The 20,480-nt window shown below is 50.1% G+C and carries 16 protein-coding genes; 7 read left to right on the plus strand and 9 right to left on the minus strand.

The annotated features are described in order from the left end of the window. Positions 1-15 precede the first annotated feature (15 nt). From MN202_RS03755 to MN202_RS03765, 3 genes are all read right to left on the minus strand, one after another. Complete coding sequence (locus tag MN202_RS03755) at positions 16-714, minus strand: tRNA-uridine aminocarboxypropyltransferase (protein ID WP_335734744.1); 699 nt, start codon at positions 712-714, stop codon at positions 16-18. A 69-nt stretch (positions 715-783) separates the two neighbouring features. Then, positions 784-1,518: a methyltransferase domain-containing protein gene (locus tag MN202_RS03760; RefSeq protein WP_335734745.1), complete on the minus strand. Its 735-nt coding sequence runs from the start codon at positions 1,516-1,518 to the stop codon at positions 784-786. 66 nt (positions 1,519-1,584) lie between these two features. After that, positions 1,585-2,025 (minus strand): hypothetical protein, encoded by a 441-nt coding sequence (locus tag MN202_RS03765; RefSeq protein WP_335734746.1) that lies wholly within the window; start codon positions 2,023-2,025, stop codon positions 1,585-1,587. A gap of 145 nt (positions 2,026-2,170) precedes the next feature. Here MN202_RS03765 and MN202_RS03770 point away from each other — a divergent pair, with 145 nt between their 5' ends. Beyond that, complete coding sequence (locus MN202_RS03770) at positions 2,171-3,073, plus strand: pseudouridine synthase (protein ID WP_335734747.1); 903 nt, start codon at positions 2,171-2,173, stop codon at positions 3,071-3,073. Here the strand turns inward: MN202_RS03770 and MN202_RS03775 are convergent. Beyond that, positions 3,054-3,923, minus strand: a complete 870-nt coding sequence (locus tag MN202_RS03775; protein WP_335734748.1) for a hypothetical protein — start codon at positions 3,921-3,923, stop codon at positions 3,054-3,056. The genes MN202_RS03770 and MN202_RS03775 overlap by 20 nt on opposite strands. Before the next feature lie 185 nt (positions 3,924-4,108). Between MN202_RS03775 and MN202_RS03780 the strand changes: the two genes are divergently transcribed. Next, entirely contained in the window at positions 4,109-5,749 is a 1,641-nt protein-coding gene (locus tag MN202_RS03780) for a methyl-accepting chemotaxis protein (protein ID WP_335734749.1), read from the plus strand. Positions 5,750-5,751: 2 nt separating this feature from the next. Here MN202_RS03780 and MN202_RS03785 read toward each other — a convergent pair whose 3' ends face one another. After that, entirely contained in the window at positions 5,752-6,204 is a 453-nt protein-coding gene (locus MN202_RS03785) for a YaiI/YqxD family protein (RefSeq protein ID WP_335734750.1), read from the minus strand. Then, complete coding sequence (gene aceK, locus MN202_RS03790; RefSeq protein ID WP_335734751.1) at positions 6,201-7,946, minus strand: bifunctional isocitrate dehydrogenase kinase/phosphatase; 1,746 nt, start codon at positions 7,944-7,946, stop codon at positions 6,201-6,203. Before aceK ends, MN202_RS03785 begins: the two co-directional genes overlap by 4 nt. Before the next feature lie 193 nt (positions 7,947-8,139). Between aceK and MN202_RS03795 the strand changes: the two genes are divergently transcribed. Beyond that, the gene (locus tag MN202_RS03795) at positions 8,140-9,228 is read left to right on the plus strand and encodes a porin (RefSeq protein ID WP_335734752.1); all 1,089 of its coding nucleotides are present in this window, start codon (positions 8,140-8,142) and stop codon (positions 9,226-9,228) included. An 8-nt stretch (positions 9,229-9,236) separates the two neighbouring features. Further along, positions 9,237-9,647 carry a type 2 periplasmic-binding domain-containing protein gene (locus MN202_RS03800; RefSeq protein ID WP_335734753.1) on the plus strand — a complete coding sequence of 137 codons (411 nt, stop codon included), beginning with the start codon at positions 9,237-9,239 and terminating at the stop codon, positions 9,645-9,647. 36 nt (positions 9,648-9,683) lie between these two features. Here the strand turns inward: MN202_RS03800 and MN202_RS03805 are convergent, their stop codons facing one another. The 3 genes from MN202_RS03805 to MN202_RS03815 form a co-directional block, all read right to left on the minus strand. Beyond that, a complete protein-coding gene (locus tag MN202_RS03805; protein WP_335734754.1) occupies positions 9,684-11,087 on the minus strand; it encodes a YfcC family protein in 1,404 nt (467 codons plus the stop codon). A gap of 197 nt (positions 11,088-11,284) precedes the next feature. Continuing rightward, positions 11,285-15,088 carry a bifunctional proline dehydrogenase/L-glutamate gamma-semialdehyde dehydrogenase PutA gene (gene putA, locus MN202_RS03810; protein ID WP_335734755.1) on the minus strand — a complete coding sequence of 1,268 codons (3,804 nt, stop codon included), beginning with the start codon at positions 15,086-15,088 and terminating at the stop codon, positions 11,285-11,287. 223 nt (positions 15,089-15,311) lie between these two features. Further along, the gene (locus MN202_RS03815) at positions 15,312-16,355 is read right to left on the minus strand and encodes an RDD family protein (RefSeq protein ID WP_335734756.1); all 1,044 of its coding nucleotides are present in this window, start codon (positions 16,353-16,355) and stop codon (positions 15,312-15,314) included. 174 nt (positions 16,356-16,529) lie between these two features. Here MN202_RS03815 and MN202_RS03820 point away from each other — a divergent pair, with 174 nt between their 5' ends. Genes MN202_RS03820 through MN202_RS03830 form a run of 3 tightly spaced genes read left to right on the plus strand, consistent with a single transcriptional unit; the run spans position 16,530 to position 20,393 of the window. After that, a complete protein-coding gene (locus tag MN202_RS03820; protein WP_335734757.1) occupies positions 16,530-17,036 on the plus strand; it encodes a sigma-70 family RNA polymerase sigma factor in 507 nt (168 codons plus the stop codon). Further along, on the plus strand, positions 17,029-18,003 hold the full coding sequence (locus tag MN202_RS03825; RefSeq protein ID WP_335734758.1) for a FecR family protein: 975 nt from the start codon (positions 17,029-17,031) through the stop codon (positions 18,001-18,003). Before MN202_RS03820 ends, MN202_RS03825 begins: the two co-directional genes overlap by 8 nt. A 14-nt stretch (positions 18,004-18,017) precedes the next feature. After that, the gene (locus tag MN202_RS03830) at positions 18,018-20,393 is read left to right on the plus strand and encodes a TonB-dependent siderophore receptor (RefSeq protein WP_335734759.1); all 2,376 of its coding nucleotides are present in this window, start codon (positions 18,018-18,020) and stop codon (positions 20,391-20,393) included. Positions 20,394-20,480: the final 87 nt, after the last annotated feature.

Here is a 20,480-nt window from a genome sequence, read left to right on the forward strand (position 1 = left end):
CAGATCCTTTGCAGTTTATTCTGCCAGTTCAGTAAAGTTTAAATGGGGTTTGCCGGCGATATAGGCGCGGCGAAATAAATTAAAATAACTTGCCAGGGCTTGGGCTGCAGCGCTGTCATTGGCCAGTTTCAGCACTGCAATGGCCACTTCAGCCGTGCATAACTGGTGTATATGTGCCGCTTCGCGCAGCTGATAACAGGAGGCCTGCTGCGGCTGAATACCCAGTACAGGAAAATTCGCTAGGTAAGGGCTTTTAAACATTTTTTTTGCTTCGCGCCAGGTGCCATCCAGCATAATAAACAGTGGTATTTTGCCCGTTTGCACCGCAGCGACATCTAACGGACTGTCGATGCAGCGCTCCGCTTCGGCGTACTGCTGCGGAAACACTATGATAGGTGCATAGACCGGGTTATTTAATAATGCCAGCATAGTGGCATCAGGCCGGGTTCTGTCCCAGACAAAAGCATGATTGTCGGAAATAACATCGGCAATAATTCGGCCGGTATTACTCGGTTTGTAGCACTCGCCGGTGTACATAATAAAACAGAACGCGCTGTTGCTTACCACCTGTGGTTTGCCGGCGCAAATGCAATCGGCTTGAGGCAATAAGCAGCTGTCACAGCGTTTTACCTTGCTGCCACGGGCGTTAAACACCCGGGTGGCGTTGGCCAGTTCGCGCTGACGCAGTGTAAGGACGGAATTGTTATGCGGCACAGGCAGCCCAGGGTAAAGAGTCGGGCCGCCATTTTAGCCGGTTTTTAGCAGACCGCAATCTGCCGGTTATTATAAGTTGACGGGTTTTTGCAGCAGCAGTACAAAGCGATCGGTTTTGCCACGTACGGTTTTATCAAACACTGACTTAGTGTAATCATCCTGGCTATTAGCCAGTACGTCACTGCTGGTTATCAGCTTAAAACCAAATTGCTGCAATTCCTGTTGTACATAGCTTACTTCAATCCGGTGTAGTTCCTGCGCCGCTGCCGTGCCGCTGCCCGCACTGGCATTATGATCGACTACAAGCATCTTAGCGCCAGGCTTAAGTGCCGTGTAAATCTGTGTCATCAGCTGCTTTGGGTCTATTTTCCAACCTTCACTAACATGATACATGTCGTGATAACCCATAATAAAGTACACTGCATCCAGACTGTCTGGCGCAAGCGCTAGTTTGTCCAGTTCAGCATCAAACCGGACTACATTAGGTAAACGGTTTTGCTCCAGCCGTTGCCGTAACTGCTTTTCAACATAAGGTAAATAGGCCTGGTTGTTGTGCAGATACACCTTGCCGTTTGCGCCTACCTGCTGTGATAACAGTTCGCTAAAATAGCCAGCGCCACCGAGTAAATCCAATACTACATTGCCCGGTTGCACCGGTAGCAGGGCGTTCATTTGACAAGGCAGGCTGCTAAGGTCGCGCTTTTTATCGGCCTGGCTGCGATCGGCGCCGTTAAGTTCAAGTTCACAGGCGCTGACTGACATATGGCTAAACAGTATTAGTGCTACCAGGCTAAGCAGACGCATGATTAGTGTCCTTCTTTATTGTTGTCAGGTATTTTTTTGTACAGGCCATCAAACAGGGTTACCCAGTTACCGTCTGCCGTTTGCGCCTGCCAGTGCTGTCTGACGCTGCCGTCCTGGTTTGGTGTCCAGCGGATCCTGCTGCTGAACCTCACCTTCTGCGGTTGTCATAGCGCCGGATAGCAGCATATCGTTGTCGACAATGTTGCCCTCAAGCAGCAACAAGCTACCGCTATTGTCTACCCAGGTTTGATGCCAAAGCCCGCGGCTGCTGTCAAACATGTTCAGGCTTTGGCCGTTAAAGCCACCGGGCGTGCGGTACTGCTCGGTTAAAACACAGCCATTTTGTGCCAGGCTGATGCGGTTATTGCCGGCCAGGCTACCATCGGCTTTGAAAACCTGCCAGTTTCCCAGCCAGAAATCAAAAGCACGATGCTGCTCAGTGTTGCACGCCGGTGCCGGGCTGGCCTGCACTAAACTGGTAAACAGCAGTGTTATTATTGCTTTCATTTTTATATTGCCTTAATCAGCAGGGGGCATTACGCCAGCAGTACAACATGACCATCGCCATAGATTTAGCCGATGGTGCAGGCGGAAGCCTTTTTGGGCTAACAGGGGATTCTGCTACACTGCAGGCTGCAATTCTGGAGAAATTATGTCAATCGCAGTTAACGCATCCGAAATTACCCTGCCGGCAAACAACCAGGGCTGGCCGACAGTGTTTGCTTATTTGTGTGCCAATTTTCACCGTATAGCACCGGAGGTTTGGCAAGCACGCATACAGGATGGCAAAGTACACTGGTTTAATGGTGAGCCGATTTCTGAACACACGCCATTTCAACCAAGCAAGAGGTTGTGTTATTACCGCGAAGTTGCCGCCGAGCCGGCAATACCCTTTGCCCATCAGATCCTGTACCAGGATCAGCATATTATTGTGGCCGACAAACCGCATTTTTTGCCGGTTACACCGGGCGGCGACTATGTGAATGAGTGCCTGCTGGCGCGCTTACAACGGGAAACCGCTATTAGTGATATGGTGCCGGTGCACCGGCTGGATCGCGATACCGCCGGTCTGGTGCTGTTTTCTGTTAATGCGCAAAGCCGTCCGGCGTATTATCAGCTGTTTAGCAGCGGTATTATCGCTAAGCAGTATCAGGCTGTGGCGCAGTTAACAGAGGCTGTTGCAGCAGCGGCTTTACCGCAGCACTGGCAGATTGAAAACCGCATAGAAAAAAGCACGCCGCGTTTTGTTAATGCCATAGTGCCGGGTGAGGTAAATGCACGTTCGGATATCAGCCTGTTGGCAAAACAGGCCGGGCTGGGGTTATTTCAGTTAACAGCGCATACAGGTAAAACCCACCAGTTACGCCTGCATATGCTAAGTTTGGCGATGCCGATTTTGCACGATAACTATTACCCGCAGCTTAAGCCAAAGCAGTCACCTCAGTTTGATAAACCGTTGCAATTACTGGCAAAAAGCCTGAGTTTCACCGACCCTGGCACAGGCCGGCAGCACAGTTTTGTCAGCGGGCTTAAGCTTAGTGCCTGGTCTGGTTAGAAATAGGGTTAAGTAAGGTCCAGTTGGCCACGGCGGGGTGAAAAAAGCCGGCTTCGGTGTAGGCTTTAACAATACGGCCGTCTTTTCTAAGCTGGGCCAAACCGCTTTGCAGGGCGGCAAATACCCGCTCGCCGTCCGGGTGAAGGCGCGACACTGCGACATGGCGGCTGTCGTACAGCCCAACTTTAACGCCCGGAATAGCGATTAGTTCATAATCAGGGCCTCGCATGGTAAAGGGCATAGTGGGCAGAAAAGGTGCCAACATGACGTCTACCCAACCGCGGCTTACCAGTTTTGCCTGCGACGGCCAGGATGGGTCGTTAATCAGTTTTTCTGGCGAGATTCGTTGCCAGGTTGTCCAGTCGGCATGCCAGTGAGAGCTGGATATCGCGCTTAGTTTTTTTAACTGTGCAAGGCTTGTTACCGCTAACGCCTGACTATTGTGCGGTGATGTGTAAACGCCTGCAATAAACTCGCCGCGCCGGATAAGCGGATCGCTGATAAAGATCTGCTCTTGCAGTTTTTCCAACTCGGATAACCAAAAGGTATCGAGGCCAATTAACAGCAAACCAGTACTGATAGAGCGCAAATTGCGGGCATCGTAGTTACCCGGCTCAAATTTTACCACTAATTTAATGCCGCCCAGTGCCACGGCTTGTTGAATTAGCACAAAGTCAACAATATCGCGCCGGGCATATTCTGTACTAAAGTCGGTGATCTCCAGCGCATCACGACCATTAAGAAAGCGGCGAGAGTCTTCAAATACGTCACGATCTACTGTAATCACTGTTTTTAATGTTTCTGCCTGAGCAGAGAAGACCAGCAGACAAAGTAGCAAAAATTTGTTCATTGCCGTCATTCTTACGGAGACTTATATCAAGTTTAGTCAAGGAATTTTAGTTGATGTGTTTTTCGTACATCCGGATAAATTTAATAAAAACAGTCACTACAGCTGAAAAAACTCAACTATGCTAATTACAGCACAAGTCCAGCAGTTACAGATTAAACCGCGGTTATTTTTCAAAGAGAGTGATTATGACCAGTCTGAAAAATTTGTCAGTTAAATTACAAATTGCCCTGCCTATTGTTTTACTGTCGGTGCTGATTGCCGCTGTCGGTACTAAGAGCCTGATTACGGTAAACGGGGTTATCGCTCAAACGGATATTGCCGTTAACAATCTTACGCCCGCTACCACGGCGGTGTTAAACGCTGACAGAGATCTGTATCAGGCTGAACTGGCAATGCGTGAATATGTTCAGTTAAGTGCAGAAGGTCGCCCGGTTGCCAATGCACAACAAGACTTTGATGACAATGTGCAGCAGGCCCTGGAGCGGATGACAAAAGCCGCAGCACTGGTGCGCCAGCATGATGTCAGCACCATGGCCGATAGTGCCTTTGCTAAAGTATTTGATAATTGGCACAACCTGGCCAGACAGGTGATGCAATCTGCCCAGCAGGGTAATATCCAGCAGGCCCGCACGTTAATTGAAACCAGCGAGACGGCAGCTTTTTCAACGCTGCGCGAAGAATATAACGGCTTAGGTGAGCGCATTGATACGCGGGCTATCGAGCTGGGCCAGCAGTTGTCTGCCTATGTAAGTCAGCAAAAAAACCTGACTATTTTATTAATGTTAATCGCTGTGGCCATTGCTGTGGTCACCATAGTATTTAGCCCAGGTTTAATTGTAAAACCACTAACGCAGTTAAAAACTATGGTCAGTGAGCTGGCCAGTGTTGGCGGCGATCTCACCCGCCGGTTGCCGGTTAGCGGCAGCAATGAAATTGGCGATGTTGCGCTTAAAACCAACGAATTTATCAGTACCTTGCAAGCAATGATTGGTGAAGTGCAACAGCAACTGACAGAGCTTGAGCTGGCTTCGGCCAATATCGCATCGAAAACTGAACTCACCAGTAATAAAGCCGGCGAGCAAACCTCGCATATAGAACAGGTGTTAACCGCGATACATCAGATGCAGCATGCAGTGCAGGAAATTGCCAGTAATGCTTCGTTAACCAATGGTGCTACTGAGGATGCCAACAAAGCAGCAGATAGTTCAGGTAAAGTGATCCGCCAGTCTATGCAGCAGATCAATGTGTTGGCAAAAGACATATCGCAAGTGGTTAAAGCCATCAGTGATCTGGAAGTTGAAAGCCGCAATATTGTCTCGGTGCTGGAGGTAATAGGTGGCATTGCCGAGCAAACTAACTTGCTGGCCCTAAACGCAGCGATAGAGGCCGCACGGGCCGGTGATGCCGGTAGGGGCTTTGCCGTGGTCGCCGATGAAGTACGGACACTGGCATCACGTACACAGCAATCGACCAAAGATATTCATGACATGATTAACCGTCTGCAGCATGGCGTGAGTCAGGCTGTGTCGGCGATGGATAATGCCAAAAGTCAGGTGACAGAAACCGAGCAACATGCGTCATCGGCCAGCAGCTATCTGGACAATATTGTCTCAGGCATTGCCAACATTAATGATATGGCCACCCAAATAGCTGCAGCAACAGAGCAGCAGTCGACGGTGGCTGAGCATGTAAACCAAACAGTAAATGGTATTAGCCAAAATGCCACTGAGTTATCCGACTTGGCCCGTGACACTGGCAATGACGGGGTGCGCGTACGTAAGCTGGTGCAGCTGGTTAGTGTGCAAGTGGGACGGTTTAAGGTGTAGTGCTAGCGGGCAGCAAAACGTTGCAGCAACTTATCCAGCTGATTGGCAAAAGCCTGACGATCGCTTTGGTTAAGTGGTGGCGGGCCGCCGGTATGTACGCCACTGCCACGCAGGGTGTCCATAAAGTCGCGCATGGTGAGCTTTTGTTTAATGGTGTCGTTACTGTACAGCTCGCCGCGCGGATTTAACGCAAAACCCCCTTTGGCCAATACGTCGGCCGCCAGCGGAATATCGGCAGTGATAACTAAATCACCGGCTTCACAGCGGCGCACGATTTCGTTATCGGCTTCATCAAAGCCGCTTGATACTGTTATCGCCGAGATAAATTTGGATGGTGGTACCCGGATCAGTTGATTGGCAACTAATAAAGTGGTGATTTGCTTACGCTCGGCGGCGCGAAAAATAATATCTTTAATAACTACCGGACAAGCGTCGGCGTCGACGTATATTTTCATTGCGTAGTAGTCTCGTTATGGTACTGATGATAAAAACGAATAGCGTCAGGATAGGGGTAGATATCTTCGATAATGCCATGACGGATATTGTGTTGCTTCTGCCGCCAATAGGCTGCGTCCAGGAGTTCCGGATGTTTACTAAATAGCAGCTGACGAATTTGCGGCTGTGGCGTAACAAAGGTAGCCATTTGCTCAGGAAAGACGTCACCCGGCGCGGCGCACACTGTGCCTTCAGCAAACAGCGCATCTTCATAGTTATCGGTTTTCGGGAAGCTTCTGAAATTGACCTCCAGCAAATACTGCACTTCGTCGTAATCATAAAACACCACTCTGTTGTGGCGTGTTACACCGAAGTTTTTCAGCAGCATATCGCCAGGAAAAATGTTGGCGGCAATCATTTGTTTTATTGCCTGGCCGTAATCGTCCATGATGCTGGCTTTCTCGTTATCGTTGGCCTGTTCCAGATAGATGTTTAACGGGATCATGCGCCGCTCTATATATAAATGGCGGATAATGACCAAATCATCTTCAATCTGCATGGAGCCGGCAATGGTTTGTTGCAACTCCTGCAACAGCTCGGGTGTAAAGCGTGCTACCGGCAGTGCGACGTCTGAATACTCCAGTGTATCGGCCATGCGGCCTACGCGGTCATGTTGTTTTACCAGCTGATAACGCGCTTTTACCGTATCGCGGCCAAATTCTTTACTCGGCGCAAATTTATCGCGGATCACTTTAAACACATAAGGAAAAGACGGCAGGGTAAACACCATCATTACCATGCCACGAATGCCCGGCGCAGCAACAAACTGATCCTTGCTGTTGCCAAGATGGCTGAGCAGCTCGCGGTAAAATTCGGTTTTACCCTGTTTATGCAAACCAATGCTGGCGTATAACTCGGCGAGCGTTTTGTGCGGTAGCAGCTCGCGCAAAAAATGCACCAGTGCCGAGGGCACCTGGCTTGCCACCATAAAATAAGCACGCGAGAAGCCAAAAATTATCGTCATTTGTTTGGCGTCGGTCACCAGTGTATCGATATAGAGGCCTGCGCCTTCGCGGTGCAACAGCGGAATAATAAAGGGTTGCTGGCCGTCCGGCGTTACCACCCGGCCAACAATATAAGCAGCTTTATTGCGGTAAAACGCCGGTTTTAAGATGTCAAAACGAATTTGATACACCGGGTGGCGGCCATGGCTGCTGTGCTGCATAAAGCTTTTAACAATCAGCCGGATATCACGTTCTATATCGATAAAAGGTGTAACAAAAGCAAAACTGGCGACAATGGCGCGAATACATTGTTTTAAGCCATCCTGCGCCGGAAAATAGCTGTCGTATACCGAGGCTACCGGTGCCGGTAAATGCTGTTTGCTGAGTGTGGACTCGACAAAAATATTCTGATTATGAAAGTACTTACGCTCAAACAGTCGGCAAAACACCGAGTTGTAAAAAGTTTCGGCCAGTTCTGCCTGCGGATGAAAGGCCAGAAATTCCAGATACTGCAACTTCACCTGTTGCCACAACGATTCATTCAGGCATTGGCCGGGTAATTGTTGCTGTAACTGGGCAATGGTTTCGTTTACCCGCAGATCATAATAAGAAATCCGCTCCGAGCTATCTTGCTGAAAGGCACGCCAGTCGGCCAATTCAAAGCGTTGCTTGGCTTTGGCGGTAATAGCCTGAAATAAACTAAAGTGGCGGCGAAAGCCTTTTAGAAGAATGTCAGCGATTTGACGGGCGTGCTGCATAGGATCTGCTGAAGTGTGCGATATAACCCTATGCTAACAGCAGAGTGACAGCGACAAAAGTAGGTTTTCCGTGCTTTGTACCAATTGAAGGTATAAATGGCGGATTTTTGCTACTTTTTCTGCAATTCAGAATTTACTGAACTATGTTTAGCAAAAGGTTTCAGCACCTTTTGCGTTAAAACTAGGAGCTTGTATGAGAAAAACAATGTTACGCAGTATAAATAGCATGATGTTGTTGTTACCTCTGACTGCGGCGGCCGAGATCAATATCTCCGGTTTTGCCACGGTAGCAGGTGGCAAGGTACTAAGCGGTAGCGGGGTGGAGGAGTTTGGCTTACCTCCAACTTTTTTAGCCAACTATCCTCAGGTAGGCGTTTACGAAGAAGAATGGTCGTTTAAACCGGATAGCCGCATTGGCTTGCAGCTGTCGGCAGACTTAACCGAAGGCTTGTCTGTTACCGGGCAAATTGTTGCCCGCGGCGCGGATGATTTTGATGCCAGCTTTGAATGGGCTTATATCTCTTATCAGCTAAACGATACCTGGACCATACAGGCGGGTAAAAAGCGCCTGCCGCTGTATTACTATTCTGACTTTTTTGATGTCGGTTTTGCTTACCTCTGGTTGCGGCCGCCGGCAGACAACTATACCTGGCAAATTTTTAACTACACCGGCATTAATGCGCTGTTTAATACCCAGCTTGGTAGTTGGGATATTAGTGGCAATATTTACACCGGCCGCGAGGACGATAAAGAAAACAAACTGTTATCGCAATTTTTTGGCACTAACCCGGTCCGTGAGATCTGGAAGGATATTGTCGGTGGCGTCGTCAGTTTTAACCGTGACTGGCTGGATATCCGCCTGACTTACATGACGTACATTAACGAGCGCTACCGTACCGTAAATGGTGTAACCGAGCGGGTAGACTGGGGCGGTGAGCTGGAGCGGCGCGGTAAATTTGCCGGTATTTCTGTCAATATCGATTACAACAATCTGGTATTGCTGTCAGAGCTGAACCAACTCGACCTCGATGGCGGTAAGTTTGACACCTATATGGTATCACTGGGCTACCGCTTTAATAGCATTACACCCTATATCTCTTATGCCGACTTTGACAGCGAAGGCGAAGTGCACAACACCACCAGCATAGGTTTTCGCTACGACTTCCATAACTCTGCAGCCTTTAAACTGCAATACGACGATGTGGAAGATAAAGGCTATGACGGTTTAATGGTGGCGGGTGACAGTAAATCTCTGACCTTTGGTGTTGATCTGGTGTTTTAGGAGGCGGTATGAAAACAATATTTGTTATTGGCAGTTTATTGCTGCCTGTAGCCGTTGATGCTGCAATAGCGGTAGTGGTGCATCCGTCTAACCAGACCAGCCTGACGCAGGAAGACTTAGCCAGGTTGTATACTGGCAAGCTCAGTGCTTTTACTGACGGCTCTTCAGCGGTACCGGTTAATCTGGCAGATTCGGCGCCACTGCGCTCGGAGTTTGATCAAAAAGCGCTGGGGCGGTCATCCAGCCAGGTCAAGGCCTTCTGGTCTAAGCTGGTGTTTACCGGCAAGGGCACACCGCCAAAAGAAGTGGCATCAGACGCTGAGGTGTTAACACTGGTGGCAAATAACCCGAATATTATTGGTTATGTCAGTGCTGGCGCGGTGTCAGATCAGGTTAAGGTGTTACTGACGCTGGAGTGATAAAAAAACAGGCCGGCAATGCCGGCCTGTCTGTTTTTACGCCACAGCCGGCTGTAAGTCTAAGCCGTAGCCAAAGATTATTGCCAGCACCAGCACTAACGATGAAGCCAGCATTAGCTTTAACATCAGCGGTAAACAAAAGCGGAACCAATGGCCATAAGGAATACCGGCAATACCAATAATGCCCATTAACACCGCATTGGTGGGAATGATCATATTGGAGAAACCATCACCAAACTGATAAGCCAGTACCGCAACCTGACGCGGGATCTCAAGCAGATCGGCAACCGGTACCATTAGAGGCATGGTGACATAAGCCTGGCCACTGCCGGATGGGATAAAAAAGTTTAACAGCGTTTGGATAACCAGCATCCCTACCGCTGCGGCTTCAGCACCAACATAGGACAGCGGCGTAGACATACCATGCACCAGGCTATGTAAAATCTGGCCATCTTCCATAATCAGAGAAATGCCGCGGGCGACACCAATCAGCATAGCGGTGGTGGTTAGCTCCATCGCGCCGGCGATAAATTTATTTGCTGCAACATCGGCTGATACCTTGCCAATAACAGTAATAAACAAGCCCCAGGCAATAAAGGCGGCACCCAGCTCGTACAGGTACCAGCCGTTCGCGCGGATATTGTAGGCCACTATGCCAATCGTCAGTACAAAGCTGGCTAAAATCAAGCGGTGGGCCCAGGTCAGCGGCGGATAAGCGACGGTTTCTGTACCAATTAACGGGCAGGGTAAGTCTTTTACCATCGAGATTTCGGGGTTGGCCAGGACCTTTTTCGAATAGCTCCAGACATGGTGAAAACCAATCAACACAAAGGGCACAAAGATAGCAAAGCGTAACCAGTTACCAGACATCGGCGGTAAATCGGCTATCTGCTGGGCAATAATAACGGTAAAAGGGTTAAACGCCGATACACCATAGCCAATACCGTAGCCGGCAACGGTCATACCGACTGCAGTCATGGCATCCAGCCGCATAGCTTTACACAAGGCCACCAGTATTAATACAAAGGGAATATATTCGCCGGCAGTGCCGATAAAGCTTGAGGCCATGGCAAAGCAAAACACCACCATAAAGATCAGCATTTGTGGCTTATTGCCGTAACGCTCCAGCAGACGGCCAATCAGCGCATCTACTGTGCCGGTGGCGCGGGCGATAGACAGCACACCACCTAAAATCATTACAAAGAAAATCACATCCTGCGCACTGGCAAAGGCGCGTGGTATGGCCGTTAGCAATTGCCAGGGCGTTAAGTACTGCCGCTCCTCTACCAGCGTAAAGGTACCGGGAATAACAGCAGTGCGGCCATTGGCCAGGGTTTGGGTGTCAAAAAAGCCTTGCGGCACTATCCAGGTGGCGATCATCGCCAATACCATCATGCTAAACAGCAGGGTAAGGGTATGAGGTACCTTAAATTTGGTCATGCTTTACGTATCCCATAAATATCACTTTGGCTACAAAAAAGTGTGCTTTACGCAACGTTATTCTGCTTAAAAGTCAGCGAGTCTACATTAAGCACCGCAACAGCACAAACCGGACCTTACTGCTCTGATCTGCTGGCAGTAGGTCCGGTGTTAGTGCCAAAGCGCTGTTATTAGTCAGACCAGGCCTGGTATGAGTGTTAGTCGTCGTCTTCGACCATGGTCATCAGTGAGGTATTACCGCCCGATGCGGTGGTATCAATGCTGATGGTTTTCTCGGTTACCAGACGTTTAATCAGCGTATCGTAATACTCGGCGCTGATCACCGGCAAAATAGCGCCATCGCGCTGCGCCAGCTGCTGGCTAAAATAGCCTAAACGGGATGAGCGCGCTGCCACTACTGCACCAGCCAGATGCGGGTGGGCCAAAATGGCTTGCAGCTGATCCGGTTTAGCCACCTGAAATACCCCGGCCGCAACGCCGGTGGCAATAAACTTATCTTTAAAGGCCAGCGCTTCGGCATAAAATAGCTCTGATGCTACGGTAATGACGGTATTGCCGGCCGCCAGAGCGGTAATAATGGAAATGGCCCAGAAGTTAAACGAGGTGCTTTTATCGGCGTAACACACCACGCAGCCGCGCGGTTCTATATGCAGCGTATTTGACTCGCCGGTCGGGCCGGGCAGGGTGGTGCACTTGCGCATATGTTTTTCCAGCCGGTTTAGCTGGGCGCGGGCATCGGCCAGCGTTAGTGCTAAATCGTCAGCCAGTTCGTCGATAATATCTACGGTGGCAATTTTTGCCAGTAGTTGCCGAACGGCTGAAACGCGATCGTTCAGTGGTGTAGCACGCCAGATTTTTTCGTCCCGCAGTGAATTGGCCATCAGCTGTTGTACCTGAGCATCGGCATCGGCGTTATGGTGCAGGCTAAGCTGGTCCGGGCTTAAGTTAGTCATCTGCACGTTATCCGGTGAAGCTTTCTCTTTAACCAGCCGCAGTAAGTAGTTTGGTCCGCCGGCTTTAGGCCCGGTGCCGGATAAGCCTCTGCCGCCAAAAGGTTGGGCGCCAACGATGGCACCTATCATATTGCGGTTAATATAGACATTACCGGCGCGCGACATTTTAGCCAGATAGTTGCAGCGGTCTTCAATGCGCGAGTGGATCCCCATGGTCAGGCCGTAGCCGGTAGCGTTTATCTGGTCGATAACCTGGTCCAGCTCGCTGGCCTTAAAACGGATCACATGCACACAGGGGCCAAACACTTCGCGTTTTAGCAGTGACAAGTCACTGATTTCGTACAAACGCGGGGCAAAGAAATAGGCACCCTGTTCGGCGTTATCCGGAATATCGCTCTGATAATGCAAAATGGCTTTGTCTTTGAGGTACTCAACATGCTGTTGCAGGTTGTTCAGCGCTTTGTCATCAATTACCGGGCCTATGTCGGTGCTAAGCCAGGCCGGGTCGCCAACATGCAACTCTTGTAATGCGCCTTTGAGCATAGCAATAATGCCGTCGGCGACATCCTGCTGAATAAACAATACCCGAAGCGCCGAGCAGCGCTGGCCAGCGCTTTGAAAGCCCGAGCTGATAACATCATCAACCACTTGCTCCGGCAGGGCGGTAGAGTCGACTATCATACAATTTTGGCCGCCGGTTTCGGCAATCAGTGGTACCTGAATATCGTTACGCTGCGCCAGAGTGCGCGAAATCAGGCTGCCGGTTTCGGTTGAACCGGTAAACATCACGGCCTGAATACGGCTATCCGGCACTATGTGTTTACCCACTTCACTGCCACGGGCAATTACCGCCTGTACCACATGCTCGGGTAAGCCAACAGCCTGCATCAGTGCAATGGCGCGCAGTGCAATCAGGCTGGTTTGCTCGGCCGGCTTGGCAATAACGGTATTGCCGGTAACAATAGCCGCGGCAACCTGACCTAAAAATATCGCCAACGGGAAATTCCACGGGCTGATACACAGCACCACACCGCGTGGCTCAAAACGTTGGTCTTTAGCCAGCTCTTCTGCGCGGGCGGCATAGTACCGGCAAAAGTCGACGGCTTCGCGTACTTCGTCGATGCCGTCTTGCGCGACCTTGCCGGCTTCTTTAATACAAATAGCTACCAGTTCATCGTGATGACGCTCGATAATATCGCCGATGCGGCGCAGTAAATTGGCGCGCTCACTTACCGGTGTTTGCGACCAGCCAGCAAAGGCGCTATCAGCATTGGCCAGCAGTTGTTGCATCTGTTCGCTGTTGTGCAGGCGCAAATGACCGATAATTTCGGTATGATTGGCCGGGTTTTTTACCGCTATGGCACCTTGCGGTACCTGATTGGCTTGCAGTAAATGTGTGCTAAACCAGTTATCCAGATTGGCTTTAAATGCCGTTACGCTGTCCACGTCGGTTAAATCCAGGCCTTTAGAATTGGCGCGCTCGCTGCCGTATAAATCGACCGGCATCTTTATTTGCGTGTTGTATTTATTGCGCAGACTTTGCAGCGTTTCAACCGGATCTGGCAACAGGGCCTCGACCGGCTGGCTGGTATCGACAATGGCATTAACAAAAGACGAGTTAGCACCGTTTTCCAGTAAGCGTCGTACTAAATAGGCCAGCAGGTTTTCATGCTCGCCGACCGGGGCATAGACACGGCACTGAATTTTTTCGCTGCTGACAATCTGGTCAAATAGCGATTCGCCCATGCCATGCAAGCGCTGAAATTCAAAGCCGCTGTTATTGCCCTTGGCCACTTCTAAAATGGTGGCGGCGGTATAAGCATTGTGGGTAGCAAACTGTGGGTACAGTACATCACGCGCTTCCAGCAGTTTAATGGCGCAGGCTTTGTAGGACACATCAGTCGAGGCTTTGCGGGTAAATACCGGGTAATGCTCCAGGCCCTTTTGCTGGCTGGTTTTAATTTCAGTGTCCCAGTAAGCACCTTTTACCAGCCTTACCATTAGCTTGCGGTTCACCTTGCGCGCCAGCTGGGTTAGCCATTCAATAACGAAAATGGCGCGTTTTTGATACGCTTGCACCGCCAGGCCAAAGCCGGCCCAATCGCCCAGGTCGTCATCGCTGAAGATAGCTTCGATAATATCAAGTGAAATATCTAAGCGATCGGCTTCTTCGGCATCCACGGTAAAGCCGATATCATAACTTTTGGCTACCAGCACCAGTGCTTTCAGCTTAGGCAGCAGCTCGTTCATGACCCGTTCGCGGTGGCTGAATTCGTAGCGTGGATGAATAGCCGATAACTTAACGGAAATACCGGGGCTTTTTACAGGCCCTTTGCCATTGGCTGCTTTACCAATTGCATGGATCGCCGTTAAATAGCTTTGGTAATAGCGCTCGGCATCGGCCATAGTGCGGGCACCTTCGCCCAGCATATCGTAAGAATAAACATAGCCTTTTTGCTCGGTATCCAGCGCACGCTCTATCGCATCGTCAATATTGGTACCCATGACAAACTGTTTGCCCATAATTTTCATGGCAAAGTTAACCGACTTGCGGATCACCGGTTCACCTAAACGGCCCAGGGTTTTTTTCAGCATGCCAAACTGCTGCGCCTTGGTTTTATCGTTGTAGGTCACCATTTTTCCGGTAACCAACAAGCCCCAGGACGAAGCATTAACAAATAAGGAGTCGCTGCTGCCCAAATGCGAGCTCCAGTCGCCTTTGGCCAGCTTGTCGCGGATCAGGGCTTCCTGAGTGCGTTTATCCGGCACCCTAAGCAGGGCTTCAGCCAGGCACATTAACACTACGCCTTCGTCACTGGATAAGGAGAACTCATTTAACAGCGCATCAATGCCACCCTGGCCGTCCTGATCTTTACGAATAGTATGCACAATTTGCCGCGCCCGCTCCCAGGCCCGGCTGCGTGCTTTAACGCCAACCTCGGCCAGTGGCAGTAAATAATCAATCGCTGTGTTTTCGTCGATACGGTAGTAATTACGGATCTTTTGCCTAAGCGGGCAGCGGGTCGTTAAATCAGCATCAAATAACATAAGTCAGCCTATAGCGAGGGCGCGGGGTAGTGATAACCACAGCGCCGGGTTAGCATTATTCTTCAGTGCGCATACTAAAGAAAATGCCGCAAAATTGGCTGGTTTATTTTGCTGGTAAAACCCTAGTTTTAATGGCTTATTTTAATTTTTTTAGTATAAAGTTCTGCTTTTGCGCTTTTGGACTAATTTTAATAACTGGTTTTACCACTTTTTGCAGTGTGATTTATGGTTGCTGTTTAAGGCGTAATACCAGGGTGTCAGCGAGTTTGTCCTGAATGGCCTGCCGGTTTGGGTCCCAGTATATTTGCAAAAAGCCGAGTAAGCCGGTAGCAAAACCGGCGCTGTAACCCCCCTGGCGGCCAAAAGCGCCCCACAGCGACAATGGTTTGTTATCCAGCTGTACTACCCTGATCCCCAACAAGCGTTTGCCCGGTGTCTGGCCATTATTCCAGCTGATAAACAGCGTCAAATAGGCCACAGCCCAACCAAAGCTGATACCCAGATCAGCCATAATGCCCTCAATCCACTTAATAACACTATGATCAGACTGTTGTAGCTTTTGCCACCAGCCGGGTTCAGGTAGTGGCGCCGGCTCGGCCTGTTGCTGTGTTGCCAGCAATTGCTGGGCGGCTGCCAGTTCAGCGCGTTGTTGCTTCAGGCTGTCCAGCTTTTGTTGCTGCTGCTGTTCGCTCAGGGCCGATTCCTCAAGTAAATCGCGTAGACTGGTTGTGGCGTGTTCATCAGTAAAGTTTTGATTTAACAGCGATTTAATTAATAAATCGCTTTGGGCTTCGGCGCAAACGGCATCACAATTATTACTTTGTATTTTAACTGCAGCAGCGCTAATGCTAATAGCGTCAATCACATTTACTGTGGTGTTATCTGTGCTGTCTTTATCTGCGGACTGGTTATCAGCAAATACCAGCACCAGAGGTAACAACAGCAGTAAAATATTGCGTCGTTTGGGGTTGCCCAGACGATGACAGCGCCAAACCAGATAGGCGTATAACGGCGTAACAAACATCAGGCCACCACCGGCCAGCAGGGTGATCAGTAAAGCGTCTATCGCCATCGCCAAACCCCGCCGCCACGGCCTTGCCAGCGCGCAACCAAATAAGCTTGAAGCAACGTTAAAATCATGGGGGGTAACGATATTACGTACTTCTTTTGCGCTTAGCTGGCGGCCGTTGGCATCGATAAAAGTATCAGGTGCTATTTCAGTTAAGTGAATACTGTGTTTTATCGGGGTCGGTTCTGTTGTATTCATGCGGCGGCTCTCTGTGCTGATTGTCGCTACTCTAACGCCGGCAATTCTAAAGCGCAAACACCGGGTTGCTGTAAGCTGGCCCGGCAGGTAGCAGCAGGCGTAATGAAACTGTTTGTTGACAATATAAAAACGAGATGCTGAAATCCTGCACCTGATTTGACAACGATGCTAGTAATGGATCAACAGGACGTTCAAAAGCTCTATTGTGCCCATCATCACTGGATGAAAAGCTTGTTAGCCGGCAAGCTGCAATGTGTCGACGATGCTGCTGATCTGGCGCAAGATGCGTTCGAGCGCCTGCTGAAAAAAGATCTCCGTTTCGATAGTTTGTCTGGTGGCCGGCACTATCTGAGCCGCATCGCTCACGCTTTGTGCATTGATTTCTGGCGCAGACGGAAAATAGAACAAGCCTATCTGGAGAGTTTGCAGCACTTATCTGAACCTTATTCTGCTGATTTGACGCAGCACCAGATCGTTATCGACATTATTGTTAAAGCCGATCGTATGTTGTGCCGCTTACCCGGCAAAATAAAGCGCACTTTTATTGCCGTGCAGATAGAAGGGCTAACCTATAACCAGGTGGCTGAGCGTGACAATATTTCGGTGGCGAGCGTAAAAAACTATTTAGCTCAGGCTATATTGCGGATGACGATGTTCAGGGAAGCCTTCGATCTTGACTAACGCCGACGCCGTTAGCCTAAAAAGCGCCGCCTACTGGTTTGTCGAATTGCAGGAGCATCCGGTCAGTTTGCAAACCCGCGAACGCTTTGAACAATGGCTGCAACAGCCACAAAATCGGGCAGCATGGGAAAAAGTGCTGCAGATGCATCAAACCTTTGAACAGCTGCAGCAACATCAACAACAACATCCTGAGCTGGACAAGCTACTGCAGCAACCGGCACTATCCAGACGCACTGCACTTAAATGTCTGGCAGTATTCGGTACATCATTTTTAAGCTATATGTTGGCCCGCACGCCCTGGAGTAAATCGCAGTGGTACGCTGTTACCGCTGATCATGCTGCAGCCATCGGACAAACGCAAACTGTGCATCTGAGCGAGTATTTACAGCTCTGGTTGAATACCAACTCTGCGATAGATAGCACCTTGTCTGGTTCTCAGACTCGGCTAGACCTGCTGCAAGGCGAGATTTTTTTGCATCTGCAATCCGGCAGTGGCCGCGCTGATTTGCTGCTAACCAGCACCTTTGAGCAGCAAAGCATACAGATTGCCAGTCGCGGCTGTCAGCTGAATGTATATAACTATGGACAAGGCTGCCGTTTGTCACTGTATGAAGGCGAAGCGCTGATCAGCTTTGCTCAGCAAAGCCAGTTATTGTCCGGCGCAGAGGAAATAACCCTGACCAGTAATGGCTTTGGTGACACTAAGCCGGTGGCGTCTTTGCCTGATTGGCGCGAAGGTAAATTGGTTGCCAGTGGTATGAGGTTAACGCAGTTTTGCGCCGAACTAAACCGCTACCGCCGCGGCATTATCAGTGTGGCAGAGGATGCACAAAACCTGCTTATTGACGGAGTCTTTCCAGCATTCGCAGCCGATACAGCGCTTGATATGTTGGCGAATAGCTTACCGGTAAAAATTAACCACTTTGGCCCCTGGTGGGTGCAAGTGTCGCTGGCGCGAAGCGCATAATTAACTGAATAGCCATGACGTCTGAATGTATCTGCGGTATTAGCCGTGCAGTTTTGCTGCTCAATGTAGTGTTAACAGCCGCTTATGCCAGCCCATCGCAGCATGGGGTACAGCAGCAATACACTATTGCTGCCGCTGAGATGGCTGAGTGTTTAAATGAGCTGGCCCGCACCGGCAGTGTTTTTGTTGCAGCAGACAGCAGATTGACAGCCGGCAAATACTGTCAGCAGTTGTCAGAGCTGTTAACCCCTGAGCAGGCTTTGTCGCGGGTGTTAGCTGACAGTGGCTTGCACTATCAACAGATTGGTGAGCGGCACTTTGTGATAAAACCGCTGGCCGTGCTCAGTGCCGCAGCGAAAAGTCCGACAGAGATCGTCGTCAGCTTTTCATTACCCGAACTGCAGGCAACAGCCTTAGCCGCGCAGCCAGACTGGCAACAAACAACCAGTCAGTCATCGGGCATCCGTCAGACGGTAAAACAAACACCGCAAACTATTTCAATGCTAAATACCGCTGCTTTTCAGCCATTTAATCAAACCGACTTGGGTGAAGTGCTGCGATCCAGTGCCGGGATATACAGCACAGCTAATTCCTTTACCGGTAACCGTGAATTCAGATCCCGCGGCCAGCTATTAAATCCCTTTATGATTGACAATCAGCCGTTTGCCGATGCCAACTTTGCCGTATCAGATTTAGATATTGTTTATTTTGATTTGCTGGAGATAAATCGCGGCACCAATGGCATAGTGCAGGACAATGGTATCAATTCGGCATCGGTAAATTTAAGGCCGAAACAAGCAGACAAAACAGTGGCAAGACAGGGCAGCATGAGCCTTGGCGATCTATTAAAATACCGGATTAGTGCCGACATAACCGGCGCGGTATTAAATCGGCAGGACCTGAGCGGCAGGGCGGTAGTGGTAGCACAACGACAGCAGGATGCAGCCGACTACTCGGACAATTCACGTTACGGCGCCCTGGCCCGATTGAGTTGGCAGCCGGGTGCTGCCAGTCAGATAGAGCTATATCATATTGCGCAAACTGACCGGCAACAGCAACGCTCGAAAATCCGGCCATTATTGTATGCTGATTTAACGAACTATGATGGCCCGCTATCCACTAACTTCTGGCCGGTCTGGGCAGGCGCAGAGCAAAATATGTCATTCTCGCGCCTAATTGTCCGCCAACACCTGGCCAGCCAATGGCAAAGTAGTTTGCATATTAGCCGTGCCAGCCAACAACAAACCGCGCTGGTGCCGGATGTCTTCGGTTACCCTGATCGGCAGACACTGTCGCTGTCTTTTGGCGCCCTGGATAACAGCTTTGAGTTTGCAGCCGACAAAGTTGCGCTGACTCTGGACGGCTCTACGCTGCTGGCGGACTTTCCGCTTGATGTCAGTATCACGGCAAGCCGTGCCTGGCACCAAAACTATCAGCAGTTGCAGCTGATGGATTATCAGGCCACTACCGTGCTGCAGCCGCACAGTTTTACCGCGCTTAACCGCAATCAGGCCAGGCCAACAGCTGTCGCAGACAGCTTTGTTAACGACTCACATTACCAAATCAGCGGCCTGAAACTGGCCGGCAGAATAGCACTGACAGATTCAACTCTGCTGTCGGCATCGCTGCGCCGTAACCACAGCCGCTACAACAATAAAGGCAGTTTTGCTACAGATACAGAGCGCACCCAATACACTAATCTCTATTTTGGCCTCAGTCAGGCCATTGGCACAGCGCAATGGTATGTCAGCTATGCCAACACCGTAGACTTTCGCCAGGGCTATCTGTCAATGCTGGACCTGGTCGTTAGTCCGGTCCGGTTTGCCTCCTGGGAAACCGGTATAAAAGCTGATTTCTGGCAACAGCGCGGTCAGTTCACGGTCAGTGCTTATCGCAGTGAACAGCGTAACTACGCCCAGCTGGTCGCTGAGTCTTTTCCGGCTCAATCTGGCTGGGAGGTCGCTTTGGCTTATCAGAGCCATTGGCTGCAGCTTGATGCCAGTTACAGCCGCAGTTTCAGCGCCGCGTCGCCGGATACCGTGGCACAGCGGCAATTTCAGTTCCCTGATAGCCTGTATCGTCTGATGCTGTCTACCCCGTTAGACAAGTTAATAGCCGGCAGCACTTTAGGCATAGCGGTGGAAGGTGAAACCCGTCAGCATTATCAGCTGCCGGCGTTTAGCCGCCGCCAGCCGGTTGCGGTAAGTCAGCCGGCCAGCTGGCGCCTGAACAGTTACTACCGGGTTACGGCAGGCAATGGCCGCGTTTTTACGCTTAGTATTAAAAACCTGCTGGATAAAGCCTATTTTGACGGCGTAGATATTAACCGTGGCTGGGCGGCATATGGCGCCCCACGGCATTTTTCGCTGACCTTTGAGCAGCAATTTTAAAAAAGTTTAGCTGTTTTACTGCAGTTAAACGTTTCCTTATTAACAGCAGCAATATTGCTGTTTTGGCGCTGATGTTTCGGCCGTCTG

Source organism: Rheinheimera muenzenbergensis (genome assembly GCF_036984005.1).
Classification (GTDB): Bacteria; Pseudomonadota; Gammaproteobacteria; order Enterobacterales; family Alteromonadaceae; genus Alishewanella; species Alishewanella muenzenbergensis.